This is a genomic window from Palleronia caenipelagi, assembly GCF_007004065.1.
GTDB lineage: Bacteria > Pseudomonadota > Alphaproteobacteria > Rhodobacterales > Rhodobacteraceae > Palleronia > Palleronia caenipelagi.
Genome location: NZ_VFSV01000003.1, coordinates 112,797 through 135,251, shown reverse-complemented (window position 1 = coordinate 135,251; position 22,455 = coordinate 112,797). Strand labels below are relative to the sequence as shown.

At 62.4% G+C, this 22,455-nt stretch carries 23 protein-coding genes; 12 read left to right on the top strand and 11 right to left on the bottom strand.

Features of this window, described 5'->3' with window-relative positions:
• Nucleotide 1 precedes the first annotated feature (1 nt).
• The 3 genes from FEV53_RS02635 to FEV53_RS02625 are packed head-to-tail and all read left to right on the top strand — an operon-like array spanning nucleotide 2 to nucleotide 3,425.
• Nucleotides 2-598 carry a gamma-glutamylcyclotransferase gene (locus FEV53_RS02635; protein WP_142833320.1) on the top strand — a complete coding sequence of 199 codons (597 nt, stop codon included), beginning with the start codon at nucleotides 2-4 and terminating at the stop codon, nucleotides 596-598.
• Entirely contained in the window at nucleotides 598-1,752 is a 1,155-nt protein-coding gene (locus FEV53_RS02630) for a biopolymer transporter ExbB (RefSeq protein WP_142833269.1), read from the top strand. The genes FEV53_RS02635 and FEV53_RS02630 overlap by 1 nt, the downstream gene beginning before the upstream one ends.
• On the top strand, nucleotides 1,752-3,425 hold the full coding sequence (locus tag FEV53_RS02625; RefSeq protein WP_142833268.1) for a peptidoglycan -binding protein: 1,674 nt from the start codon (nucleotides 1,752-1,754) through the stop codon (nucleotides 3,423-3,425). The genes FEV53_RS02630 and FEV53_RS02625 overlap by 1 nt, the downstream gene beginning before the upstream one ends.
• Here the strand turns inward: FEV53_RS02625 and FEV53_RS02620 are convergent.
• Both FEV53_RS02620 and trpA read right to left on the bottom strand, forming a co-directional pair.
• Nucleotides 3,422-4,741: an NAD(P)/FAD-dependent oxidoreductase gene (locus FEV53_RS02620; RefSeq protein WP_142833267.1), complete on the bottom strand. Its 1,320-nt coding sequence runs from the start codon at nucleotides 4,739-4,741 to the stop codon at nucleotides 3,422-3,424. The two genes, FEV53_RS02625 and FEV53_RS02620, sit on opposite strands and share 4 nt — an antisense overlap.
• A gap of 54 nt (nucleotides 4,742-4,795) precedes the next feature.
• Nucleotides 4,796-5,587: a tryptophan synthase subunit alpha gene (trpA, locus tag FEV53_RS02615; protein ID WP_142833266.1), complete on the bottom strand. Its 792-nt coding sequence runs from the start codon at nucleotides 5,585-5,587 to the stop codon at nucleotides 4,796-4,798.
• Nucleotides 5,588-5,675: 88 nt separating this feature from the next.
• Here trpA and FEV53_RS02610 point away from each other — a divergent pair, with 88 nt between their 5' ends.
• Complete coding sequence (locus FEV53_RS02610) at nucleotides 5,676-5,870, top strand: hypothetical protein (RefSeq protein ID WP_142833319.1); 195 nt, start codon at nucleotides 5,676-5,678, stop codon at nucleotides 5,868-5,870.
• A gap of 75 nt (nucleotides 5,871-5,945) precedes the next feature.
• Nucleotides 5,946-7,043 (top strand): redox-regulated ATPase YchF, encoded by a 1,098-nt coding sequence (gene ychF / locus FEV53_RS02605; RefSeq protein WP_142833265.1) that lies wholly within the window; start codon nucleotides 5,946-5,948, stop codon nucleotides 7,041-7,043.
• 3 nt (nucleotides 7,044-7,046) lie between these two features.
• On the opposite strand, the gene FEV53_RS02600 is transcribed toward ychF, so the two are convergent.
• Both FEV53_RS02600 and FEV53_RS02595 read right to left on the bottom strand, forming a co-directional pair.
• On the bottom strand, nucleotides 7,047-8,447 hold the full coding sequence (locus FEV53_RS02600) for a UdgX family uracil-DNA binding protein (RefSeq protein WP_142833264.1): 1,401 nt from the start codon (nucleotides 8,445-8,447) through the stop codon (nucleotides 7,047-7,049).
• Nucleotides 8,447-9,682: a putative DNA modification/repair radical SAM protein gene (locus FEV53_RS02595; RefSeq protein WP_142833263.1), complete on the bottom strand. Its 1,236-nt coding sequence runs from the start codon at nucleotides 9,680-9,682 to the stop codon at nucleotides 8,447-8,449. Before FEV53_RS02595 ends, FEV53_RS02600 begins: the two co-directional genes overlap by 1 nt.
• 202 nt (nucleotides 9,683-9,884) lie before the next feature.
• On the opposite strand from FEV53_RS02595, the gene FEV53_RS02590 reads away from it, so the two are divergent.
• Complete coding sequence (locus FEV53_RS02590; protein WP_221931571.1) at nucleotides 9,885-12,032, top strand: YjbH domain-containing protein; 2,148 nt, start codon at nucleotides 9,885-9,887, stop codon at nucleotides 12,030-12,032.
• Nucleotides 12,023-12,685 (top strand): YjbF family lipoprotein, encoded by a 663-nt coding sequence (locus FEV53_RS02585; RefSeq protein ID WP_142833261.1) that lies wholly within the window; start codon nucleotides 12,023-12,025, stop codon nucleotides 12,683-12,685. Before FEV53_RS02590 ends, FEV53_RS02585 begins: the two co-directional genes overlap by 10 nt.
• Nucleotides 12,686-12,709: 24 nt before the next feature.
• Here the strand turns inward: FEV53_RS02585 and ggpS are convergent, their stop codons facing one another.
• The 4 genes from ggpS to FEV53_RS02565 are packed head-to-tail and all read right to left on the bottom strand — an operon-like array spanning nucleotide 12,710 to nucleotide 17,344.
• The gene (gene ggpS, locus FEV53_RS02580) at nucleotides 12,710-14,194 is read right to left on the bottom strand and encodes a glucosylglycerol-phosphate synthase (RefSeq protein WP_142833260.1); all 1,485 of its coding nucleotides are present in this window, start codon (nucleotides 14,192-14,194) and stop codon (nucleotides 12,710-12,712) included.
• A 30-nt stretch (nucleotides 14,195-14,224) separates the two neighbouring features.
• On the bottom strand, nucleotides 14,225-15,043 hold the full coding sequence (locus FEV53_RS02575) for an HAD-IIB family hydrolase (RefSeq protein ID WP_246100709.1): 819 nt from the start codon (nucleotides 15,041-15,043) through the stop codon (nucleotides 14,225-14,227).
• Nucleotides 15,040-16,140 (bottom strand): NAD(P)H-dependent glycerol-3-phosphate dehydrogenase, encoded by a 1,101-nt coding sequence (locus tag FEV53_RS02570; protein WP_142833259.1) that lies wholly within the window; start codon nucleotides 16,138-16,140, stop codon nucleotides 15,040-15,042. Before FEV53_RS02570 ends, FEV53_RS02575 begins: the two co-directional genes overlap by 4 nt.
• A gap of 22 nt (nucleotides 16,141-16,162) precedes the next feature.
• Nucleotides 16,163-17,344: a HupE/UreJ family protein gene (locus tag FEV53_RS02565; RefSeq protein ID WP_142833258.1), complete on the bottom strand. Its 1,182-nt coding sequence runs from the start codon at nucleotides 17,342-17,344 to the stop codon at nucleotides 16,163-16,165.
• A gap of 2 nt (nucleotides 17,345-17,346) precedes the next feature.
• On the opposite strand from FEV53_RS02565, the gene FEV53_RS02560 reads away from it, so the two are divergent.
• From FEV53_RS02560 to FEV53_RS02545, 4 genes are all read left to right on the top strand, one after another.
• Entirely contained in the window at nucleotides 17,347-18,168 is an 822-nt protein-coding gene (locus FEV53_RS02560) for a DUF4198 domain-containing protein (RefSeq protein ID WP_142833257.1), read from the top strand.
• A gap of 127 nt (nucleotides 18,169-18,295) precedes the next feature.
• A complete protein-coding gene (locus FEV53_RS02555; protein WP_142833256.1) occupies nucleotides 18,296-18,691 on the top strand; it encodes a helix-turn-helix domain-containing protein in 396 nt (131 codons plus the stop codon).
• Nucleotides 18,688-18,978 carry a succinate dehydrogenase assembly factor 2 gene (locus FEV53_RS02550; RefSeq protein ID WP_425465465.1) on the top strand — a complete coding sequence of 97 codons (291 nt, stop codon included), beginning with the start codon at nucleotides 18,688-18,690 and terminating at the stop codon, nucleotides 18,976-18,978. Before FEV53_RS02555 ends, FEV53_RS02550 begins: the two co-directional genes overlap by 4 nt.
• Before the next feature lie 70 nt (nucleotides 18,979-19,048).
• The gene (locus FEV53_RS02545; protein WP_142833255.1) at nucleotides 19,049-19,546 is read left to right on the top strand and encodes a helix-turn-helix domain-containing protein; all 498 of its coding nucleotides are present in this window, start codon (nucleotides 19,049-19,051) and stop codon (nucleotides 19,544-19,546) included.
• Here FEV53_RS02545 and FEV53_RS02540 read toward each other — a convergent pair.
• Genes FEV53_RS02540 through FEV53_RS02530 form a run of 3 tightly spaced genes read right to left on the bottom strand, consistent with a single transcriptional unit; the run spans nucleotide 19,540 to nucleotide 21,340 of the window.
• The gene (locus tag FEV53_RS02540; protein ID WP_142833254.1) at nucleotides 19,540-20,247 is read right to left on the bottom strand and encodes a DUF1194 domain-containing protein; all 708 of its coding nucleotides are present in this window, start codon (nucleotides 20,245-20,247) and stop codon (nucleotides 19,540-19,542) included. The genes FEV53_RS02545 and FEV53_RS02540 overlap by 7 nt on opposite strands.
• On the bottom strand, nucleotides 20,244-20,855 hold the full coding sequence (locus FEV53_RS02535) for a DUF1194 domain-containing protein (RefSeq protein WP_246100708.1): 612 nt from the start codon (nucleotides 20,853-20,855) through the stop codon (nucleotides 20,244-20,246). Before FEV53_RS02535 ends, FEV53_RS02540 begins: the two co-directional genes overlap by 4 nt.
• 50 nt (nucleotides 20,856-20,905) lie before the next feature.
• On the bottom strand, nucleotides 20,906-21,340 hold the full coding sequence (locus tag FEV53_RS02530; RefSeq protein ID WP_142833252.1) for a VOC family protein: 435 nt from the start codon (nucleotides 21,338-21,340) through the stop codon (nucleotides 20,906-20,908).
• 117 nt (nucleotides 21,341-21,457) lie between these two features.
• Here FEV53_RS02530 and thyX point away from each other — a divergent pair, with 117 nt between their 5' ends.
• On the top strand, nucleotides 21,458-22,375 hold the full coding sequence (gene thyX / locus FEV53_RS02525; protein WP_142833251.1) for an FAD-dependent thymidylate synthase: 918 nt from the start codon (nucleotides 21,458-21,460) through the stop codon (nucleotides 22,373-22,375).
• The last annotated feature ends 80 nt before the right edge of the window (nucleotides 22,376-22,455 follow it).

Genomic DNA, 22,455 nt, shown 5'->3' with positions numbered 1-22,455 from the left:
GATGTGGGTTTTTGGCTACGGCTCGCTGGTCTGGAACCCCGAATTCGAGGTGGCCGAGCGGATTGTGGCCCGGCTCGATGGGTACGCGCGCAGTTTCTGCATGGCCTCCATCCATCACCGTGGCACGCCCGAGGCACCGGGTCTGGTGTTGGCGCTGGACCGCAAGGACGGTGCTTCCTGCACCGGCCTCGCCCTGCGTGTGGCCGAAGGGCAGGAGGCCGAGACGCTGGCCAAGCTGCGCGAGCGCGAGCTTGTCTCCTCGGCCTATCTGGAATGCCACGTGCCGCTGAATCTCGCTGACGGGCGCAATATCGAGGCGGTAGCCTACGTGATCGATCAGGATCACGTGCAGTATCTGGGCGAGCTGGATCTCGAAGATCAGGCTCACATCATTGCCACGGCACAGGGGCAGCGCGGGCCGAACCACGAATACCTTTACAACACCAGCGCACATCTGGGTGAGCTGGGAATCGCGGACCCGGACCTCGACTGGCTTGCATCACGTGTGCGCGAACTTGGGCACAAGGGTCCGAGCGGCTTGGCGGATCGCAAATGGCCCGATAGGCTCCAAAAAAGAGTTTTCACAGGATCCGGCTGATGCAACCTTCCGCGACACGCCAACCGCGTTCCACCTTTACCCAGCCCATCCGGCAGCTTGTCACCATGGTGCTGGTGCTGGGACTGGTGATCGCCGGGGCCGTCGCGCTGTTGCCGCAGGTGATGCCGATTTTCGACGCCAACCCGGCGCTGAACGGATTCATTGCGCTGGTCTTTGTCATCGGCGTGGTGGGGTGCTTCTGGCAGGTGTTCCAGCTCATGCGCTCGGTTGCCTGGGTTGAGCGGTTCGTCCAGCGCGAAGACGGCGACGAACCAGGGGCCGCGCCGCTTCTGCTGGCGCCATTGGCGACGCTGATGCGCTCACGCGGGCGCGAGACGCAGATCAATGCCACGTCGTCGCGCTCGATCCTCGATTCTGTGGCGACGCGGATGGATGAAGCGCGGGATATCACCCGCTACATCGTTAACCTGTTGGTGTTCCTCGGGCTTCTCGGGACGTTCTACGGGCTGGCAACCACTGTTCCGGCCATCGTGGATACGATCCGCGCCCTTGATCCCGGTGAGGGTGAGGACGGCATTGCGATCTTCGGCCGCCTGATGGGCGGGTTGGAGCGGCAACTCGGTGGTATGGGCGTTGCCTTTGGCTCCTCCCTGCTAGGTCTCGCCGGGTCGCTGGTCGTCGGATTGCTGGAGCTCTTTGCCGCCCATGGACAGAACCGGTTTTACCGCGAGCTGGAGGAATGGCTGTCAGGCATCACCCGTCTGGGACTGGCGGGGCTGGACGGCGATGGACCCGGGGGCGACGGGGCGGCTCAGATCGCGGCACTGGAGCATATGGTGCAGCAGGTGGATCGTCTTCAGACCATGTTCTCCCGGGGTGAAGAGGCCCGGCAGCGGCTGGAGCTGCGCATCGAGGCGCTTGCCACAGCGTTGGAGCAAGGCGGCAGTGGCGGCGTGGATCTGAGCCCCGGTCTGGCACAGATCGCCGACGGGCAGGAGCGGATGATCGCGCTCATGCAGGGCGGTGACAGCGGCGGGACGGACAGCCACATGCGGTTGCGCTCGATCGATATCCAGCTCTTGCGCCTCTCCGAAGAGATCGCGGCGGGGCGTGAGGAGAGCCTTCAGGAGCTGCGTCACGAGATCCGCCAGCTGGCCCGTACCATCGCCTCTGGCTCCACAGGCAGCCGCTGATGCCGCTCTCGCGCCGCCCGTCTTCGCGCCCTTCGGCCAATATCTGGCCGGGCTTCGTGGATGCGGTGACGTCACTTCTGATGGTCATGACCTTCGTGCTGACTATCTTTATCGTGGTGCAGTTTGTTCTCCGCGAAGAGATCACTGGTCAGAAATCCCGTCTCGACGAGCTCGCCTCCGAGGTCTCGGATCTGTCGGCGGCCCTTGGCCTGTCCAGCCAGCGCGCCGAAGGGCTGGAGTCCGAACGCGATGCGCTCAGCGCCGAACGCGACCGGCAAGATGCTTTGATCGCTGCGTTGCAGGAGGCCGAGGCTGAGGCAACGTCCCGCATTGCGAGCTTTGAGGAACAGGTCGCCAGTCTCCTGACCGCGCGGGATCGTGATAGTGCCCGGATTGCGGATCTTGAGGCGGAGACGGCTGAGTTGAGCGACGCGGGCGAGGCTGCGCGGCTCGCCTTGGCGCAGGCGAGACAGGAGATCGATGCGCAGGACGAGGCCGCTCGCCTCGCCGCCGCCCGCCGGGAGGCTCTGGAGGCGCTGGTCGCTGATCTGCGCAGCGAGACCGCTGAGACCGAGGCGCGCGCCACGGAACTGGAGGCCCGGCTCACCGAGGAAGAGGCCGCGCGGCTGGCGGATGCCGCCGCTGCGGATGCGCTGCGCAAGCGGCTCGAAGGATCGGGCGCAGAACTGACCGCCTTGTCCCTGACCCTTGAGGAGGAGCGGCGCAAGGCCGAAGAGACACTGACCCTGCTTGCCGCCGCCGAGGCGGCAGAGGCAGACTTGCGGGCGCGTCTTGACCGGTTGGCGCGGGATCTGCGGACCACCGAGGCGGAGCGGGATGCGCAGGGCGCGACCGAGGCCGAGCTGCGCGCCCGTCTCGCCAAGGCGCTGGCCGCTCAGGCCGACGCGGAGACGTCCCTGACCGAGGCTGAACAGCGCGCGATTTTGCTGGCACAAGCGCAGACCCAATTATCCGAAGTGTCCGAAGTCTCTGCTAGTCAGCAGCGCGAGATTGCCGCGCTGAATGTGCAGGTCGCGCGATTGCGCCAGCAAATCGGGACGCTGCAATCGCTGCTGGATCTGGCCGAAGACAAGGATGTCGAGGCTCAGACCCAGATCGAGAGCCTGTCGCAAAAGCTCAATACCGCGCTCGCCCGGCAGGCCATCGAGCAAAAGCGCCGTGCCGAGCTGGAGGCCGCCGAGCGGGAGCGCCTGGAGAATTATCGTTCCGAGTTTTTTGGCCGACTACGGGAGGTTCTGGCAGACCGAGAGGGCGTGCGCATTGTGGGTGATCGCTTTGTCTTTGACAGCAACGTGCTTTTTCCGTCGGGCTCTGCGGTTCTGTCTGGCGACGGAAGAGAGAGTGTGGCGCAAGTCGCGCAGCTCCTGAAGGACATTGCTGATGAAATTCCTGAGGCCATTGACTGGGTGATCCGGGTCGATGGTCATACGGATAACGTCCCGCTGAGCGGGGATGGGCGGTTCGCGGATAACTGGGAGCTGAGCCAGGAGCGCGCCTTGTCGGTGGTGCGCTACATGGCCGAGGATCTTGGGTTTGACGCGACCCGGCTGGTGCCCGCAGGATTTGGCGAATTCCGCCCGGTGGATCCGGCGGATACGGACGAGGCGCGCGCCCGCAACCGCCGAATCGAGATGAAGCTGACCGAGCGTTAGTGCAGCTTGAGGCGCGGCTTGGCGACCTTGCCGAAGAACTGTCCGACGATAGTCAGCCCACCGCGCCACCAGCCCAGCACCGACAGAAGGTGCATCCGGTAGAGCGACATATAGGCCATCCGGGCAAAGCGGCCGCGGATGGCCATCTTGCCGCCCACGAGGTTGCCCATCAGGGATCCCAGCGTCTCGAAACGGCTCAGCGAGATCAGCGAGCCCTTGTCATCATAGACGAAGGGTTCGAGCCTTTGCCCTTTCTCCAACCGGTCGAACTGGTGGACCATGTGCTCGGCCATTTGATGCGCGGTCTGGGCGCGCGGCGGCACGGGGCGTTCCGCGCCGGGCAGCATGCAGAAACAGCAATCGCCCATCGCAAAGATCCTGGGGTCGTTCTTGGTCTGGAGGGTCGGCTCAACCACGATGGTCCCGGAGCGTGACAGCTCCAGATCGGTCATCTCGGACAGGCCGTGATGCCCCCGGACGCCCGCGGCCCAGAGCACCATGGCTGCAGGCAGCTCGGTGCCGTCCTTCAGTTTCACGCTGTTTTCCGTGACTTCGCTGACCATGGCCTCGAGCCGGACATCGACCCCGAGATCGACCAGTTCGTCGCGCACATTCTCCGAGATTTCCTCGGAGAGGGCGGGGACGAGGCGGGGACCCGCTTCGAGCAGGGTCAGGGTCATCGCGTCCTGATCAAACCGTTCCAGTCCGTAGGACCGCAGGGCACGTACCGAATTCACCAGTTCCGCCGACAGTTCCACCCCGGTGGCGCCGCCGCCGATGATGCAGATCGGCAGGTTGGCGTCTTTGCCTTCCAAATCATGCAGGGCGTCAACGCGCAGGCACTGGCCCAGGAGCTTGTTCCGGAAGCGGTCGGCCTCGGCGCGGCTGTCCAGAAACATGGCATGTTCGCGGACGCCGGGCGTGCCGAAATCGTTGGAGACACCGCCCATGGCGAGAACCAGATAGTCGTAGCGAATCTCGTGATTGTCGAGGATCAGCTCGCCATCATCGTCGAACACCTGCGCTGTGCGGACCATCTGACGCTCGCGGTCGATCTTCTCCAAGGCTGCCGGGAAAAACCGGTAATTCCAACGCGCCGCATGGCCACCATAGCCGATCTCATCCGCGTTGGCGTCAAGCGCACCGGCAGCAACCTCATGCAGGAGCGGCTTCCAGACATGGGTGCGGTTGGGTTCGATCAGGATGATGTCGTGCTTTTCGCGGCCATATTTAGCGCCGAGCTTACGCACCAGCGCAAGCCCCGCCGCACCACCGCCGACCACGACAATCTGGGTTTTCAGGGGTTTGTTCGTCATCTTCTCTTACCTCTCGGCGAGCCGTGGGAGAGCGACTCGCGTTCGGGGCAGGAGCTAGGCCTGATGCGCGCCCTCGGCAAGCCCGCGGACGAATTCCAGCACCTCTGTCACCGGTTTGCCCGTCGCATTTTCCGCAACGATGGCCGAGCCGACCACGCAGCCATCGGCGACTGAGGCGATGTCACGGGCGGTCTCCGGGGTGCGGATACCAAAGCCCACGACTACCGGCAGTCCGCCCGCGTCGCGGATCCGGGCCACTTCGGGCGCGACATTCGACGCTTCGGCAGCGGCGGCGCCGGTGATGCCGGTGATGGAGACGTAATAGACGAACCCTGACGAGTTCTTCAGTACCTGCGGCAGGCGCTTTTCATCGGTGGTGGGCGTGGCCAGCCGGATGAAATCGATGCCCGCGTCGCGGGCTGGCAGGCAGAGCTCGGGGTCTTCCTCCGGCGGCAGATCGACGATGATCAGCCCGTCCACGCCCGCTTCGGAGGCCTCGGCCAGAAACCGATCCACGCCGCGGGAATAGATCGGGTTATAGTAGCCCATCAGCACGATTGGCGTCTCATTGTCGTCCTTGCGGAAGGCGCGCACCATATCGAGGGTCTTGGCCAGTGTCTGGCCGCCTTCGAGCGCCCGCTGACCGGCGAGCTGGATTGTTTCGCCATCCGCCATGGGATCGGTGAAAGGCACGCCCAGCTCGACAATATCCACGCCAGCCCCCGGCAGGCCCTTCATCAGTTCCAGCGACCGCGCGTAATCCGGATCGCCGCCCATGATATAGGCGACGAACGCCTTGCGGTTCTCAGCCTTCAGCTTGGCAAAGCGCTCCGTGATCCGTCCCATGTCGGGCCCCCCTGTCGTCGTGTCAGCGGTCACCTTCTGGCTGAGCCGGGGGGATTGTGCAACGGCCAGACGCACCTATATCGGCGTTATGAACTACGTACTCGCACTCTTTTTGCCGCCGCTGTCGATCCTGCTCCTGGGCCGGGTCTTTCTATCCATCATCGTGTTCCTGATCTGGGTGCCCGCGATTATCTTCTCGGGCGGCCTGACCCATCCGATGTTCATAGTGCTGGCCTGGATCCTGATCTATCAGAACCACGCCGATAAGCGCGAACGCTCCTGACCCCGCTCTCTCTTGTAACCTTTCCGGCGCGCGCTTAGACCGCGCCGGAGAAAACTTTGCGCGAAAGGTCGGGTCATGGGCTTTAAGATGGGTATCGTGGGTCTTCCCAATGTGGGGAAATCGACCCTCTTCAATGCGCTGACGCGGACCGCCGCCGCGCAGGCCGCGAATTTCCCGTTCTGCACCATCGAGCCCAATGTGGGTGAGGTGGCCGTTCCCGACCCGCGTCTCGACAAACTCGCCGCGATCGCCAAGTCCAAGCAGATCATCCCTACTCGCATGACGTTCGTGGACATCGCCGGTCTGGTCAAAGGCGCATCGAAGGGCGAGGGCCTCGGTAACCAGTTTCTTGCCAATATTCGCGAATGCGATGCCATTGCCCATGTGCTGCGGTGCTTTGAGGATGATGACGTCACCCATGTGGACGGGCGCGTGGATCCCATCGAGGATGCCCAGACCATCGAGACCGAGCTGATGCTCGCCGATCTCGAATCCATCGAGCGCCGACTGCAAAATCTCGTCCGCAAGGTGCGCGGCGGTGACAAGGAAGCGCTGGAGCAGGAGCGGCTCCTGAAGGCAGCGCAGGAGGTGCTGGAGGACGGTCGCCCCGCCCGCACGGTCGAGGTGGCCGACGAAGACATGAAGGCCTGGCGGATGCTGCAACTGCTGACCGCCAAGAAGATCCTTTATGTGTGCAATGTGGGCGAGGGCGATGCCGCCACCGGCAATGCCCAGTCCGAGCGTGTGCGCGAGATGGCGGCAGCCGAGGGCGCCGGGGTCGTGGTGATCTCCGCCCAGATCGAAGAAGAGATCGCGCAGCTCGATGAGGATGAGGCCAAGGAATTCCTTACCGAGCTCGGTCTCGAAGAGGCCGGGCTCGACCGCTTGATCCGCGCGGGCCACGAGCTGCTTGGGCTGCAGACCTATTTCACGGTTGGCCCGAAAGAAACCCGCGCGTGGACGATCAAGCGCGGCATGCTGGCGCCTCAGGCTGCCGGTGTCATCCATGGCGATTTCGAGCGTGGGTTCATCCGTGCAGAGACCACCGCCTATGAGGACTACGTGGCGCTTGGTGGCGAGGCCGGGGCCAAGGAAGCGGGCAAGATGCGCGTTGAGGGCAAGACCTACGAGGTTAAGGATGGCGACGTGATGCACTTCCTGTTTAACGCCTGATCCCTAGCTGATTTCCTGTTGGTACTGCGCCGCGATTGTCAGGTCGCGGCGCATTTCGTTTGTGGCCTCCATCCTCCCGGACGCATCCGCCAGACGCAGCAGGTAGGACGGGTGCCAGGTGATCAGCACGGGCGTTCCCTCCGGCGTCTGTTCGATCTGCCCCTGGCGAGCTTTCAGGCCGGCTCCGCAGCCGGTGAGGGACTGCGCCGCCGTCGAGCCCATGGCGACGATCAACCCGGGACGGACCTGCGCGATCTCCGCGTCGAGCCACCATTTGCAGGCCTGCACCTCCGATATGTTGGGGCGCTGGTGAATCCGTCGCTTGCCGCGTGGCGTGAATTTGAAGTGCTTCACCGCGTTGGTGACATAGGCGCTGCTGCGCTCCAGCCCGGCTTCGCCTGCGATCTGGTCGAAGAGCTGACCCGCAGGCCCGACAAACGGGCGCCCCGCGAGATCCTCCTGATCACCCGGCTGCTCGCCGACGATCATCACGCGCGCGTCACTCGGCCCTTCACCCGGCACGGCTTGTGTCGCGTTGCAGAACAGAGGACAGCGGGTGCAGGCATTCAGCGCGTCGGGGTCGGCGCGCTCCGGCAGGCGCTCAGCGATCCGCGCGGCGCGTGCGGGTGCGAGGCTCGGCGCGGCGGCCTGCATCTCGCGGGCGCGGGCCTCGGCGGTGGCGATCAGTTCGGGGATGGCGGCGGCCTCGGGCAGGTTCTTCCAGTATTTTTTTGGCATCTCCGATTGCATCGCCTTGGTCTTGAGACGGGCGGGATTAAAGATGTTGCGGAAATAGGTGGACCAGAGGGCTTCAGTCGCGTCCTCGGGCAGGGGCGGCTTTGACTGGCCGGCGTCGAACCGGACCGCGCCATCGCAGAAAATCGCTGTTCGGTCGGGCGTCATGATGACCCAGTCCATGTCCCCGAACCGACGCATGAAGAACCCTGAGAGCGGCTCGACAATGTGGTGGTCGGGCTCGAACCATGCGGCAAAGCGGCGGCGGGTGCCAATCGGGTCGATCTCGCGGAATCGGACGAAAGCCTTCATCTTGTGACTGTCGCGTCTGACGGCCTTTTCCATATTGCGCAGCCGGGCCAGATCCTGATCAGCGCGGTCGGCCATCAGACCCCGCTCGGTGCGCAGCCGCCACAGCAGGGCATAAAGCCGCGCGAAACGCTCCGGGTCTCGGTGCCAGCACACAGAATCCGCCAGTGCGACGAAGCTTTGCGGCACGGCGATCTCGCCGCGTGCAGCAGGGGGAGGGGTGTGCGCGAAAAGGTCGGTGCCGGTCCCGGCATAATCCCAGAAGACCTCCGCCGGGGGGATGCCCGCGACGAGCAACCCGCGCGCCGCATCGCGCCACGCCTGTCTGGTACCGATCTCCGGGATCTCGACGCGGTGCATCAGAACAGGCTGAGCTGCTCGGGCGGTGGCGCGAACCGCGCGCGCAGATCCGCGCTGTCGGTGAGCGCGCCGGGGGTCCAGCCGCCGCAGGTGATGAAGGCGCGGGCCTTCTTCAGCGACGCGCCCATCCGCGTGAGATCGTCATAGCGCAGGGTACGGTGCCGCCGCGTGGTCAGGATCCGCTGCACGGTCTTGGTGCCAAATCCCGGCACGCGGAGGAGCATTTCCCGCTCTGCCACATTCACGTCGAGGGGGAAATGATGGCGGTTTTGCAGGGCCCATGCGAGCTTGGGGTCGATCTGCAGGTCCAGATTGCCTCCGGGTGCGGCGGAGGTAATCTCGTCGAGGCCAAATCCGTAGAACCGCAAGAGCCAATCGGCCTGATAAAGCCTGTGCTCGCGTTCCAGCGGTGGGCGGATCAGGGGCAGTTTGGCCGTCGCGTCGGGGATCGGTGAAAAGGCGGAATAATAGACGCGCTTTAACTTATAGGACGAATAGAGCCGTGTGGACTGGCCCAGGATTGTTGCATCATTGGCCCCGTCTGCACCAACGATCATCTGGGTGGATTGCCCGGCAGGCGCGAATTTCGGCGGGCGCTTGCCGGTGTGGCTTCGATCCTTCCCCGCCTCCTTGCGGAGGCGCACATCAGCCATCGCCTTGCGGATCGTGCCCGGATTTTTCTCCGGCGCGTAGGATTTCACGCTGGCATCGGTGGGCAGTTCCACATTGATCGACAGGCGGTCGGCGTAGAGCCCGGCCTGTTCGATCAGCAAGGGATCGGCATCGGGGATCGTCTTCAGATGGATGTAGCCGCGAAACCGATGGTCCTGCCGCAGCCGCCGCGCGATCTCGACCATCTCGCTCATGGTGTCGTCGGGCGAGCGGATGATGCCGGAGGACAAAAACAACCCCTCTATATAGTTGCGCCGGTAGAATTCCAGCGTAAGAGTCACGACTTCGTCTATGGAAAATCGGGCGCGCTTGACGTTTGACGACACGCGATTCACGCAATAGGCACAGTCATAGATACAGAAATTGGTCAGCAGGATCTTCAGCAAGCTGATGCAACGCCCGTCCGGCGTGTAGGCGTGGCAGATCCCCGAGCCTTCGGTCGAGCCCAGCCCGTCGCCTTTTCGCGAGTGGCGCCGAGAGGTGCCGGACGATGCGCAGGAGGTATCGTATTTCGCAGCGTCGGAGAGGATCGCAAGCTTGTCTGTGAGGGTGAGTCGGGCCATGGAGTTCATCATATGTTCTTTGCGACCCTATGCAAGAGACTGCTGCGCGGCAGAACACCGCAACACGGCTGAATGTGGTCGGTCTGCTCCGCCGCGTGGCATTCGGGCCGCGCGTCCGGCGATTTCAGGTGCGGGACGGTTTACCAGACGCCTAGACCCGGATAGTCGAGAAGGGAGAGAACAATCGTCAGGATCCCCGACCATGCGCAGATCGGCCAGACCAGTCTTTACCGCCTTGATGGGATTGACCGCCCTCGTGGCAGTGCCGGCGAGTGCGGAGACGTTGCGCTTTCCGAACCTGAACTTCTACGGGATGACGGGCGCAATCGATACCCCGACCGCGCTCTCGCAGCCAGATGCCGAGGTCGGCGTCACATTTTCGCGCTTTGCGGATCTTGCTCGGACCACTCTGAGTTTTCAGGTTCTGCCCCGCGTGCAAGCGGCGTTTCGCTACAGTGGCTTCCTGCCCATGGACCCCGAAGGCGGAAATAACGAGTTCGATTTCTGGGATCGCAGCTTCGATATCACCGTGCAGCTGCTTGATGAGCAGAAATACCTCCCGGCGGTCAAGATCGGCGTGCAGGACTTCATCGGGACCGGTATCCAGAGCTCTGAATACGTGGTCGCAACCAAGCGGTTCTGGGGTGATACGGTCACGGTGTCTGCGGGTCTCGGCTGGGGTCGGCTGGGGCGCTATGACGATATCGGCACGCCTTTCGGTGATCGTCCGGACCGGGATTACGGGCTGGGCGGCAAGCTGGAGCTGGATGGATTGTTCCGGGGGCCGGTGGCTCCGTTTGGCTCGATCATCTGGCGCCCCAATGACAAGCTGAGTGTTTTCGCCGAATACTCGTCCGATACTTACGGGCTGGAGACCGGTTTCGAGAGCGACAGCAGAAACCGCATGTTCGATCGCGACACCCCGATGAATTACGGGATTTCGTACCGCTTCAACAATGCTGTTGAGCTGGGAGCTTACTCTCTCTTTGGTTCCGAAGTTGGCGTGCGGCTGAGCTTTAACGGTAATCCGTCGCGGCCGCCCGTCGTTGGGCAGACCGGCCCCGGCCCCGGTGTTGTGGCGCAGCGCCCTTCGCGCGCGTCGGCGCCGCAACAGTGGTCAACCGGCTGGCGGGCCATTCCCGAAGTGGAACAGGGCCTGATGAACCAGCTGAACAGACAGCTGGAAGATGACGGGGTCGAAGTCGTCGCAATGCGGGTGGTGTCGGGATCCGACATCGAAGTCACTGTGCGCAACTCACGTTATCCTGCTCCTGCTCAGGCGATCGGACGCGTTTCGCGGGCCATGACGCGGGTGTTGCCGAGCTCCATCGAGACCTTCCGCGTCGTGATGGAGCGCGAAGGTCTGCGCTCCTCCCAGACAATCCTGCGTCGCAGCGATCTGGAGCGGCTGGTCAATTCACCCGATGCGGCAGAGCAACTGCTGGCCCGGACACAGATCACCGAGGCCGGACCGGCCCCTGTCGGAACTGTGGTAAACGCGTTCAGTTTCCCGAAATTCAGCTGGTCTCTGAGCCCTTACTTGCGGCGTGTGTTCTTTGACCCGACCGAACCCGTGCGCCTCGAATTCGGGGTCGAGCTGGGGGCGGAATATGAACCTGTTGATGGCCTGGTCTTTAGCGGAACGGTTGCCCAGCGGCTCCTTGGAGACACCTCGACCAACGTAGACTATCGCTCAAACCTGCCGGCGGTACGGACTGACGCCAGTCGCTATGCAGACGAGTCGAACTTTGGCATCGAGAACCTTCAGGGTGCATACTACTTCAACATCACCGAAAATGTGTACGGTCGGGTGACTGCCGGCTACCTCGAACGGATGTTCGGTGGTGTGTCCGCCGAAGCCCTGTGGAAGCCCGTCGGCAGCAAGCTCGGTCTCGGCGTCGAGCTGAGCTACGCCAAAAAGCGGGATTACGACCGTGGGTTTGGCTTCCGGGACTATGATGTCGTGACCGGTCATCTGGCGGCCTACTACGAGTTGCCCATGGGCTTTGACCTTCAGGTTCTGGCCGGGCGCTATCTGGCAGAGGACTGGGGGGCTACGGTGGCCTTGCAACGGACCTTTGCCAATGGCTGGGAAATCGGTGCCTACGCGACCAAAACGGATGTGAGCGACGAGGATTTCGGCGAAGGCTCCTTTGATAAAGGCATTTCGGTGAAAATCCCGGTGACCTGGTTCTCGGGTAAGCCGAGCCGGTCGAGCTTTAATGGGGACCTGCGGTCGCTGGAGCGTGACGGGGGCGCGATACTTCGTGTGAGCGGCCGCCTCTACAACCGCGTCCGCGGGCGTCAGGAAACGGAAATCGTCGAGCAGTGGGGGTCGGTATGGCGCTAAAACAGTCTTTCGCAGCGCTCGCGCTTCTTGCGGTCACCGCCTGCGGCAACAACCCAGACCAGCAGACAGGTATTTATTACTACGCGAAGGATGCTGTCCAACTCGCGGCCAGTGCGCTGTCGGAGCCTGAGAAGTCCCGAGTGACGGCATCGCCCGCTGCGATCCGCAACGCGCCGGTGAACATCCTGATCGTTGAAAACCTTGAGACTGGGAACGAGGCGGGCTTTACCATCGCGGCGGTCAACAGGGACACAATCACGTGGCAGTCAGATGACGGCGTACAGGTTGTGACGCGGCGCGGATATCTCATCGGCACGGCGGGCTATGGGTTCGATCTGGACGGATCCACCATCAGTTCACTCGATGTGGGCGGTAAGGTCGTGCGGACCCACTATCGGTTGCGCGGTAATGCACAGGTCGAGCCAGAGCGGTTCGAGTGCCTGCAGCGCAGTGTCGGCTCCGAAGTCATCACTATCGCAGGGCGCCAGTTCGACACGCGCCGGGTGAGGGAGATCTGCAGGTCTCCCGAGCGTACAGATATCGAGAATATCTACTGGATCGACCGGCAAGGGATCATCCGTCAGTCCCGGCAATGGGCAGGCCCGGTCCTCGGATCGCTGCTGATAAAGGATGTGCATTCGGGCCTGCGCTGAGAAGTCTGTTCACCATGCGGAGGGTCAGAGCGCGTCTGTCCCTCCGGCAAATCCAGCCATCTGATCCTCGGCCCAATGGGCAATGTCATACTTGCGGATCGTCGCGCGCATGGACTGCATCCGCGCTTCCTGTTCAGCTTTCGGCATTTCCAGTGCCTGAAGGATAGCGCGATCCATGCTCTTGTGGCTGAACGGATTGGCGAGCACCGCGGAACCCATCTCAACCGCCGCCCCGGCGAATTCCGATAAGACCAGGGCGCCACGATTGTCTGCGCGACAGGCCACGAACTCCTTGGCTACCAGATTCATCCCGTCGGCCAGAGGTGTGATCCAGGCGACATCTGCGGCGCGGTAATAGGCCACCAGTTCATCAAATGGGATCGCTCTGCTCATCAACGTGACCGGCGTCCAGTCAAAGCTGCCGAACCGTCCGTTGATCCGTCCGGTCGTTGCTTCGATCTCGTTTTGAATGCCCTCATAGACGGTCATGTTGCGATTTGCGCTGACCGAGACGTGAAGGAGCCGCACTTTGCTATGCAGATCAGGGCGCTCCTCCAGCACCCGTTCAAACGACAGGAGCTGGTCGGTGCCTCCCTTGGTGTAATCCGTGCGTCCCACTGACAGAATCATCGAGCCTTCGCCCAGTTCCGCACGGATGGCTGCGGCCTGCGTCAGCGTTTCTTCGGTCGTAGCCCGGCTTTCGATATAATCCACATCCACGCCGACGGGGGAGGATTGCACGCGCACCAGCTGATCGCCGTGTCTGAGGTGTTGTGCGACCTTGCGCTCTGTCAGCCCCACATTGTCACGGATGAAGTCGGGGTTCACCGGCACGCGAGGACCGGTCTCCACATCGAACAAGCTCTCGGCGGTGGCGACGAAATTAGCTGCGTAGCGCGGAATGTGAAAGCCCACCACGTCGCAGGACAGGAGGCTCTCGATGATTTCCTTGCGCCACGGAAGGACGTTGAACATATCCGCCGACGGAAAAGGCGTGTGGTGGAAGAAGCTGATCCGCAGGTCGGGGCGCAGTTTGAGCAGATAGCCGGGCACAAGCCACAGGTTGTAGTCGTGGACCCAAACCACTGCGCCCTCCGCCGCCTCGGCGGCGGCGGCTTCTGCAAAGGCCCAGTTCACCTCACGGAAGGTCGGCCAGTCCACCGGATCGTAGTCGTATTTCTCCTTGAAGGAGTGAAGGATTGGCCAGAATGCCTCCTTAGAGGTCACGTGGTAAAATGACTTCACCTGATGCTCGGTCAGCGGCAGGCGCGAAACGGAATATTGGCCGTAGGCGTCTTCGATCTCGACCACGGATTCAAAGCCGGGATTGGAGGGATCCTTGGCGAGTTTCCATGCGACCCAAGCGCCTTTGTCGACGCGTCCAAAAAAGCTCTTCAGGGTCGGGACGATGCCGTTGGGGCTTTTGTTTTCCCGAAAGACGATCCGGCCGTCCTCCTCGACTTCCTCATAGGGTTGCCGATGGTAAACGATCACGAGATCGGAATTCATGCTGGTCTCCTTACTGGTTAAATGCTGTGTTCAGCCCGTGTCGGTCTCTGCCGCAAAGCGCTCCGCCAGATCGTCGGGCAACGGGTGCAGCCCAAGCCGGGCAATCGCCTCAAAGATACCGCCCGCGCCTCTCGCCTCCGCTACGTGCACATGGGGCAGATCGGCGACGTGATCCACCAGCCGTTGCTCGGAGCCACCCACCGCTACCGCGGGCAGACCGCAGCTCAGCAGGCTCAGGTCGTTCATCGTATCCCCGGCGCAGAGCACATGCGCCGGCGGTATGCCCAGATGGTTGACCAGCCGCTTTACCGACGGCCCCTTGGACACTCCTTTTGGCAAAACATCGAAGTACTTGCCGTCCGAAGCGATCCAGTCGAGGCCCATCTCTTCGACCCGCTCAATGGCGATCCGGTCGAAAGACGTGACATCCATATCATAGCTGACCCGGTAACGAAACGCAGTCTCCTGCTCCTTCAGGCCAGGCAGTTCGGCCAGCGCGGCGCGGACCCTGTCGCCCGCAGTGTTCCAGGCTTCAGCGATTTCAGCTTCGAGGGCTTCAATCGGGTTCTGGGTCTGGCCGGTGATCTGTGCAATGGTGGTGCCGACATCGCCGACTACATATTCAGGCCACGGGATGCCTCCCTCGCACAGCTCGGCAATGAACTCGGGGTCGCGTCCGGTTGCAAAGATCAGCCCCACGCTGTCCCGGTTTTCCTCCACCCAGTCATAGAGCCGCTGGCGGTCGTCCTCGGTGCCCCCCAGAAAAGTTCCGTCGAGATCCGTGGCTAGTACCAGTCGAGTGCCGGTGATCCCCCGCGTCATCGGACCGGGTGTGAAGCGTTCGCTCATGTCTTGCCTCCGGTGGGGTGGTTGAATTTCAGGGACATGGCTTTGGGCTCGGCTTCGAGCGGTTGTGACCAGAGGTCCTGGAAGGTCTGCGTGATGTCCGCGCCCTTGTGCAGCACATCATGAACCGCTTCGCAGATCGGGAGCCGGACGCGCAATTTGCGGGCCAGATCATGGACCGAAATCGCGTTCACCTCGCCTTCTACCACGACATCCTCGCCACCGAAACACTCCGGACGGGGGATGCCCTGTCCAAGCTGGGTGCCGAGGCTCATATTGCGCGACGTGGTAGAAGAGCAGGTCAGCGTCAGATCCCCCGCGCCCGAGAGGCCTGTCACGGTCTCGCGCCGCCCTCCAAGCGTCTCGGCCAGCGTCTTCATCTCATCCATGCCCCGGGTGATGAGGGCGGCGCGGGTGTTTTCTGCGAAGCCCGCCCCGGTCATGATGCCGCAGGCGATGGCGATGACGTTTTTCACGGCGCCACCGATTTCCACACCCACGAGATCGTCGGAAATATACGGCCGGAAACTGGCCGATCCCATGGAGACGGACAGCCGGGCGGCGGGGCTTTTCTCCGGCTCCAGCCGGTCGCGATAGCTGAAGTCAAAGGCGATCGTGGCCGCGGTTGGATGGCCCAGCACTGTTTCCCGTGCGAAGGTCGGCCCCGACAAAGCTCCGATCGGGTGCCCCGGCAGCTCTTCGCCCGCGACCTCGGCCAGCAGGAGCCCGGTTCCGGTCTCGATCCCTTTGGCGCAGAGCGCAACGGGAATGCCTTGGGGGAGATGTGGACGCATATCCGCCGCGATGTCGCGCAGGGTTACAGAGGGGGTGACGATCAACACCGCTTCGGCGCCGCTCAACGCTTCTGCCATGTCGGTGGTGGCCTTCATCCCCTCGGGCAGAGGGGTGTCGGGCAAGTATCGCTCGTTGCGGGACGAGCCGTTGATCTCGTCCACCACCTCCGCATCGCGGCCCCAGATCGTCACCTCCCGGCCTGCGCGGCGGGCCACCGCAGCAAGCGCCGTTCCCCAGGCGCCTGCTCCTATCACTGTGATATGCCCGTAGGGCAGGGCGCTGTCGTCCAGTGTGGTCTGTGTCATTCGGGTTTTCCGCTTTGGGAGGTCAGAGAATCGTCCGCTCAAGGAACCAATACGCGCCCACCAGCGCGATCAGGATCGAGGCGGGATTGGCGATGCGGGACTTGTACCACGGCTTGTTGCGGAACCAGACCCCCACCAAAAGGAAGGCAGCGGCAATCACGCTGAGCTGTCCCAGCTCGACGCCCACATTGAAGCCGATGAGTTTCGGTACGAAATTCGCCGTCCCGAGGCCATATTCCGCCAGCACCCCCGCAAAGCCCAGACCGTGCAGCAGGCCAAAGGCCAGCACCACCATAGGGCGCCAGCGGGACATCTGAGAGCTGAGCACATTCTCGACGCCCACATAGACGATGGATGCGGCAATAAGAGGCTCGACGATACTGGCCGGAATGCTGACCACGCCGAGCGCGGCCAGTGCGAGCGTCAGCGTGTGGGCAAGCGTGAACGCCGTTACTTGCCACAGAAGCGGGCGCATCTGCGTGGAGAGGAAGAACAGGCCCAGCACGAACAGGATATGATCGAGGCCGAGCGGGACGATGTGCTCATAGCCTACCGGGATATAGTCAAAAAACGCAGCCCACGGGCTTTGCGCAACGACGCCAGCGCGCGGGATCGGATCGGTCTCGCCACCGGACGGCAAGTAGACCGAGTAGCCTTCATCGCCCACACCCGCCTGCCGGATGGCGGCGGCCCCGAGACGCGGTGCCCAGACCACTGTGACGGGCGCATCTCCCTCGGGCAAAGCAACGCTGGCACGGAACGTCGAGACGCGCGGCAACTCCGGGTCGCCCACCTCTGGCACCTCCACGGTCTCCAGAGCCAGAGGCAGGGCGGCCCCGGCGACCATGACCTTCAGGCTCTCGCCCATCTGAGGCCAGTGATCCCGGAACGACTGCGCGAGTGCCTCAGGGTCTTCACGCCGCAGCGCATCATTGGCTTCGGAGCGGTCGGCTTCGTTGGTGTCAAACAGCCCTTCGAGGTCGATCCCAGCAATGAACGGCTCAAGGGTCGCCTCGACGTCGATCAGCGCAGTGTCGCCCGTCAGCTCAAGCGTCAGCACCGAAGGCTGCACCTCATGGGCAGCGACTGGTGCAGCGAGCAGCGCCAGCCAGACCAGGGCACATGTCAGCACGCTTGACAGATGGGTCCATAGCCCCACTCTCTGAGACACGACTTTCCTGCCCTCAGCCCACCGGTCTCCCATCCATGAAGCTCCTTTTCTCCGCATTTCTCGTCTCATGTAGCGCATTTGCCGGCGCTGCCACAGCCCATGAGTTCTGGATTGAACCTCAGGATTTCACCCTCGCTCCCGGCGAAGACCTCGTCGCCGCCATCAAGGTAGGCCAAGAATTTCGGGGTACGTCCTACGCCTACATTCCTGCCAATTTCCGCCGGTTCGACCTCGTGACGAACGGTGGCGATACCCCAAACCCCGTTGAGATGCAGCTTGGCGATCGTCCGGCCCTCGAGGTCCCCATAGCCAAGCCCGGCCTTGCCACTATTCTGCACGTGACTAAGGACTACAAGCTCACCTGGGACAGTTGGGACAAGTTCGACAGCTTTCTGCGCCATAAAGCCGCTGACTGGGTGATCGAGGCTCATGCAGAGCGGGGGTTCGCACAGGTGGAGGGCGTGACCGAGGGGTATACGCGCTATGGTAAATCGCTTGTCTCTGTTGGCGACGGTGCGGGCGAGGACCGGGTGTGGGGGCTGGAGGTCGAGATCGTGGCGCTGGAAAACCCCTATACTGGCGACATGTCGGACGGGCTCGATGTTCAGGTGTTCTACGACGGGGAGCCGCGCGACGGGGAGCAGGTCGAGATTTTCGAGCGTGATCAACTGGGTGACGTCAGCATTCAGACGGTGACGACTGATCAGGAGGGGAGGGCGACCGTTCCGGTGACGCCGGGCCACGCCTATCTGCTCGACTCGGTGGTCCTGCGCGAACCCGACGCGGAGATGCGAGCCGCGATGGATGTCCAGTGGGAGAGTCTTTGGGCGAGCCTGACCTTTGCGATTCCCGAGTGACCTGCCGGCGGTCGCGCAACCTTCGGTCAATGTCGCATCTGTCCGGTGATACGCCGCGCTCCGGGGGTTTGCGTGGGTGGCACCCGCTACCCTATGCCCGACACCTGATCTGACCGTGGAGAGACTGATGACTGACGCGCCCGCCGATGAGACCCAGAACTGGTATTCCGACGAGTCTGCGACCTTCGGGGACAGGTTGACGGATGCGCGCCGCGCGGTCGGGATGAGTCAGGAAGAGCTGTGCCGCCGCCTCGGGATCAAGCTGACCACGCTGGAGAAGTGGGAAAACGATATCTCAGAACCGCGCGCCAACCGCTTGTCGATGCTCTCTGGTGTGCTTAATGTCTCTCTGCCTTGGCTGATCACCGGCGACGGAGAGGGGATTTCCCCGCCCGTGGACACGGCCGATATGGATCGCGCCGCCGTCCTCGCCGATCTGCGCCAAATGCGGGCCCAGCTGATCCGTGCCGCCGACCGGATGGGCCGTCTCGAAAAGCGGCTGCGGGAGATGGAACGCCAGTGACGACCGAAGACCGGGAGCAGATGCTCCGCAAGCTGGGGCTGCGCTCCATTCGTAGAGGAATCAAAGAGATGGACATCATCCTTGGCGGCTATGCCGAAGCCCGGCTGGCCGAAATGGATGATGAGGGGCTGGCTCTCTACGAGCGGTTCATGTTTGAGAACGATCAGGATCTGTACCGCTGGGTCAGCGGTCAAGACGCCGCCCCCACAGAGTACAGCGCGCTGGTCGCAGATATCAGTGCGTTTGCTGTCGCTCATGCCGCCCAGGCGCGTGAGGCGCGCGGGTAGCGGTCCGAGTAGCGTTTCCTTAAGCTTTTAGTGGCACCGTCAGGTCATTCGAATATCGGGTGGACTTGACATGACCTTTCAGAAGCACATCGCCACGGCCGAAGTGACGGCCTTTGCGCAGGAATACCTGTCAGCCCTGTCCTTGATCGAGCATTTGCACCGTCTGTTGCTCGATCTGCTCAAGGATGAATTTGAGCGCTCAGGGATCGATGATATCAACGCCGTTCAAGCCCTGTTGCTGTTCAACGTTGGCAATCAGGAGGTGACCGCTGGCGAACTGCGCAGCCGTGGTTTCTATCAGGGCTCTAACGTCTCCTACAACCTGAAGAAGCTGGTCGAACAGGGCTACATGCACCACAAGCGATGTGACATGGACGGCCGGGCGGTCCGCGTGAGCGTCACCGACAAGGGACGGGATATTGCCCGCCGGGTCGGGAACCTGTTCGAGCGCCATGGCAGGGGTTTGCAGGATGGCAGCTATCTTGATTTTGACACGATTTCGATGGTCAACCTCGGGCTCCGCCGGGTCGAAAAATATTGGGCGGACCAGATCCGCTACATCTACTGATCCGTTCTGCCGGCGTCGCCAATCACCAGAACCTGCAATTCGCGGAGAAGTTTGCGTTTGATCGCGTTGCTGTAGTTTTCAAAGCCGATGGCGGTCTCGACGAACGAATGTGGGCCGCGAATGACCTCGGCCTCGAAGTATCTTCTGAGTTCATGAGCTGCGACAGGCGACCGGTCAGCTTGGGACGCGCCTTCGGCAGCAACCACCAGTCCGTTTATGGTTAGCTCGGAATCTGACAAGCGTATGTCGCGGGGCCGTGGTCCGGTATTCGATATCCCGTCGCCGGAGAGATCGAGAACGCGCCGCCAGCAGTCGCGTTCCGCCAACAGAGTCGCGCCTGTGGTCATCGCTGCTCCGAGTGCGGTTGTCGTGTCAGCGGCAGGGCGCCGGGCCTGCGACAGGCGCGTGGCGATCCCTGCCAGCGCATCTGGCGCCGTGACTTCGGTCCATGGGACGGTGATCCGCGTCGATTGCTGCCCCGACCATTCATAAACCGCCACATCGACATGGCTGCTCCTGATGGCGAAGAATGCCGATTGAACCTCATCCGACATCAGTGCTGCCGCCAGCCCGTCGAGCTGAAGCCGATACTCCCGCGCATCCACCGAACCGGAGATGTCGAGCCCCAGCGCCAGTGCTTGCCGACACTCAGCATCTGCAGCCGTACCCAGGGCCAATATTGCGAGGCAAATCCACTTCATCGTAGGGTCCCGAGGATGCTGACGCCAAGCTCGCGGACCAATTTGCGGGTCATGGCGTGCTCAATATCTTCAAAACGTTCTGCTACTTCGGCAAACGCGCCGGGGCCGTGGAGGATCTTCTGAGTGTAATACACCTCAACGTCCTTGTTCTCTTCGAGAATGGGTAATCCATTGACGGTTATGTTGGAAAAGTCGAAGTGGCGATAGGCGAGATCGGGTTCGAAGCCTTCGTTGTTCCTTCCGTCCCCAGACAAATCGAGGGTTTGAAAAAGGCAGTCTGGCGCCGCATCAAATCTCGTGCGCGCGTAACCCAGCGCATATCCGACCGCTGTTGGAAAGTCGGCGTAACTGCGACGGGACGCTGAGACATCGTCGCCCAACAGGCCAAGGTCGGCCGGAGTGCGGATCAGGCGCCAGTCGGCAACCAGGTCCTGCTGCCAGCGCCCCGACCACTCAAAAACCGATATCGCAACCGGCTGGTTGGGCAGAGCCAGCGCGGCCTCCTGCACGTCAGGATGCCTCAGGGCGGCCGCCAGGCCCTGCCGCTGCAATCTGTCTTCGTGTGCATCAACCGAAGACGAAATATCCATGCCGATCAGCAGCGCCAACCGGCACGTCTCTGCCGCGCCGCCCGTGGCCCAAAGGCCGAGAGCGAGGCTTACCAGTGCCCGGTATTTTCCATGGAGGCCCACGGCTCCTGAGGCTCCTTTGCGTCGCCCTTTTGCAACAGTTCTACTGAGATATTATCGGGTGAACGGACAAAGGCCATGTGCCCGTCGCGGGGTGGTCGGTTGATCGTGATGCCCGCGTCCATAAGCTTTTGACACAGAACGTAAATATCATCGACCCGGTAGGCCAGGTGACCGAAATGGCGACTGTCCGAGGGCAGGCCGTCGTCACCGTCCCAATTATAGGTCAGTTCCACATCGGCGTGCCCGTCATCCTGATCCGGGGGGCACAGAAAGACGAGGGTGAAGCGGCCCTGCTCGTTTTCTGTCCGGCGCCGTTCCTTGAGCCCCAAGAGCTCGTAGAACGCGATGGATTTCTCCAGATCTTTCACGCGGACCATAGTGTGCAGGTATTCGATGGACATAAAAATCTCCCAGTGGTGTTCAGTAGAGATCGCGCGCCGGGAGAGGCGCGTCAATGATGGAGTCTCGGGCGATTGCCGCTTACAGTCGCGCCGACTCAAGACTGACGGAGCCGAGACATGTCATTGACCCCCGACCAGCAGGCCGAGATCGACGCCGCCCGCGCGCACTCCAACACCACCCGTCGCGCGACGGTGGCAGGCCTTGAGGCCCGGCTCTATGAGGCGGTGCCCTGTCTAGATCACGGCTTCGTTCGCGTGGTGGATTACATGGGCGACGACGCGGCGATCACTCAGGCCGCGCGGGTCTCCTACGGGCGCGGAACGAAGGCCGTGTCCAATGATGAGGGGCTCATCCGCTATTTGATGCGCCACTGGCATTCGACCCCGTTCGAGATGTGCGAGATCAAGCTGCATGTGAAGCTGCCGGTCTTTGTGGCGCGTCAGTGGATCCGGCATCGCACGGCCAATGTGAACGAGTATTCGGCGCGGTATTCTGTGCTCGACCGGGAGTTCTATATTCCTGCGCCGGAGCAACTCGCCGCGCAGTCGACTCAGAACAATCAGGGTCGGGGCGAGATCCTGGAGGGAGAAGAAGCGCAGCGCGTGCTGGACGTGCTGCGACAGGATGCCACGACTGCCTATGACCATTACGAGGACATGCTGAGTCAGGACGGGCAAAAGGGTCTGGCGCGGGAACTCGCGCGGATGAACTTGCCCGCCAATATCTATACCCAGTGGTACTGGAAGACTGACCTGCACAATCTGTTCCACTTCCTGCGCCTGCGCGCAGATTCGCACGCGCAGTACGAGATCCGCGTCTATGCCGAAGCCATGTGTGACATTGTGCGTGACTGGGTGCCGCTGGCATATGGAGCCTTTGAGGAGTATCGCCTGGGCGGGGTGCAGCTCTCCAGAACTGGCATGGATGTCGTCCGCCGTATGCTGGCGGGTGAGGCGGTGACGCAGGAGACCAGCGGTCTCAGTGCGCGGGAATGGCGGGAGTTACAGGAGGTGCTCGACGCAAAAAATCGCTGACATGCTTTGTGATTTGCAACTTATTCGTGTTTGCGATAACACGCGCTAATAAAATTAGCGAGGGCAGTGAGAGGCCCGGT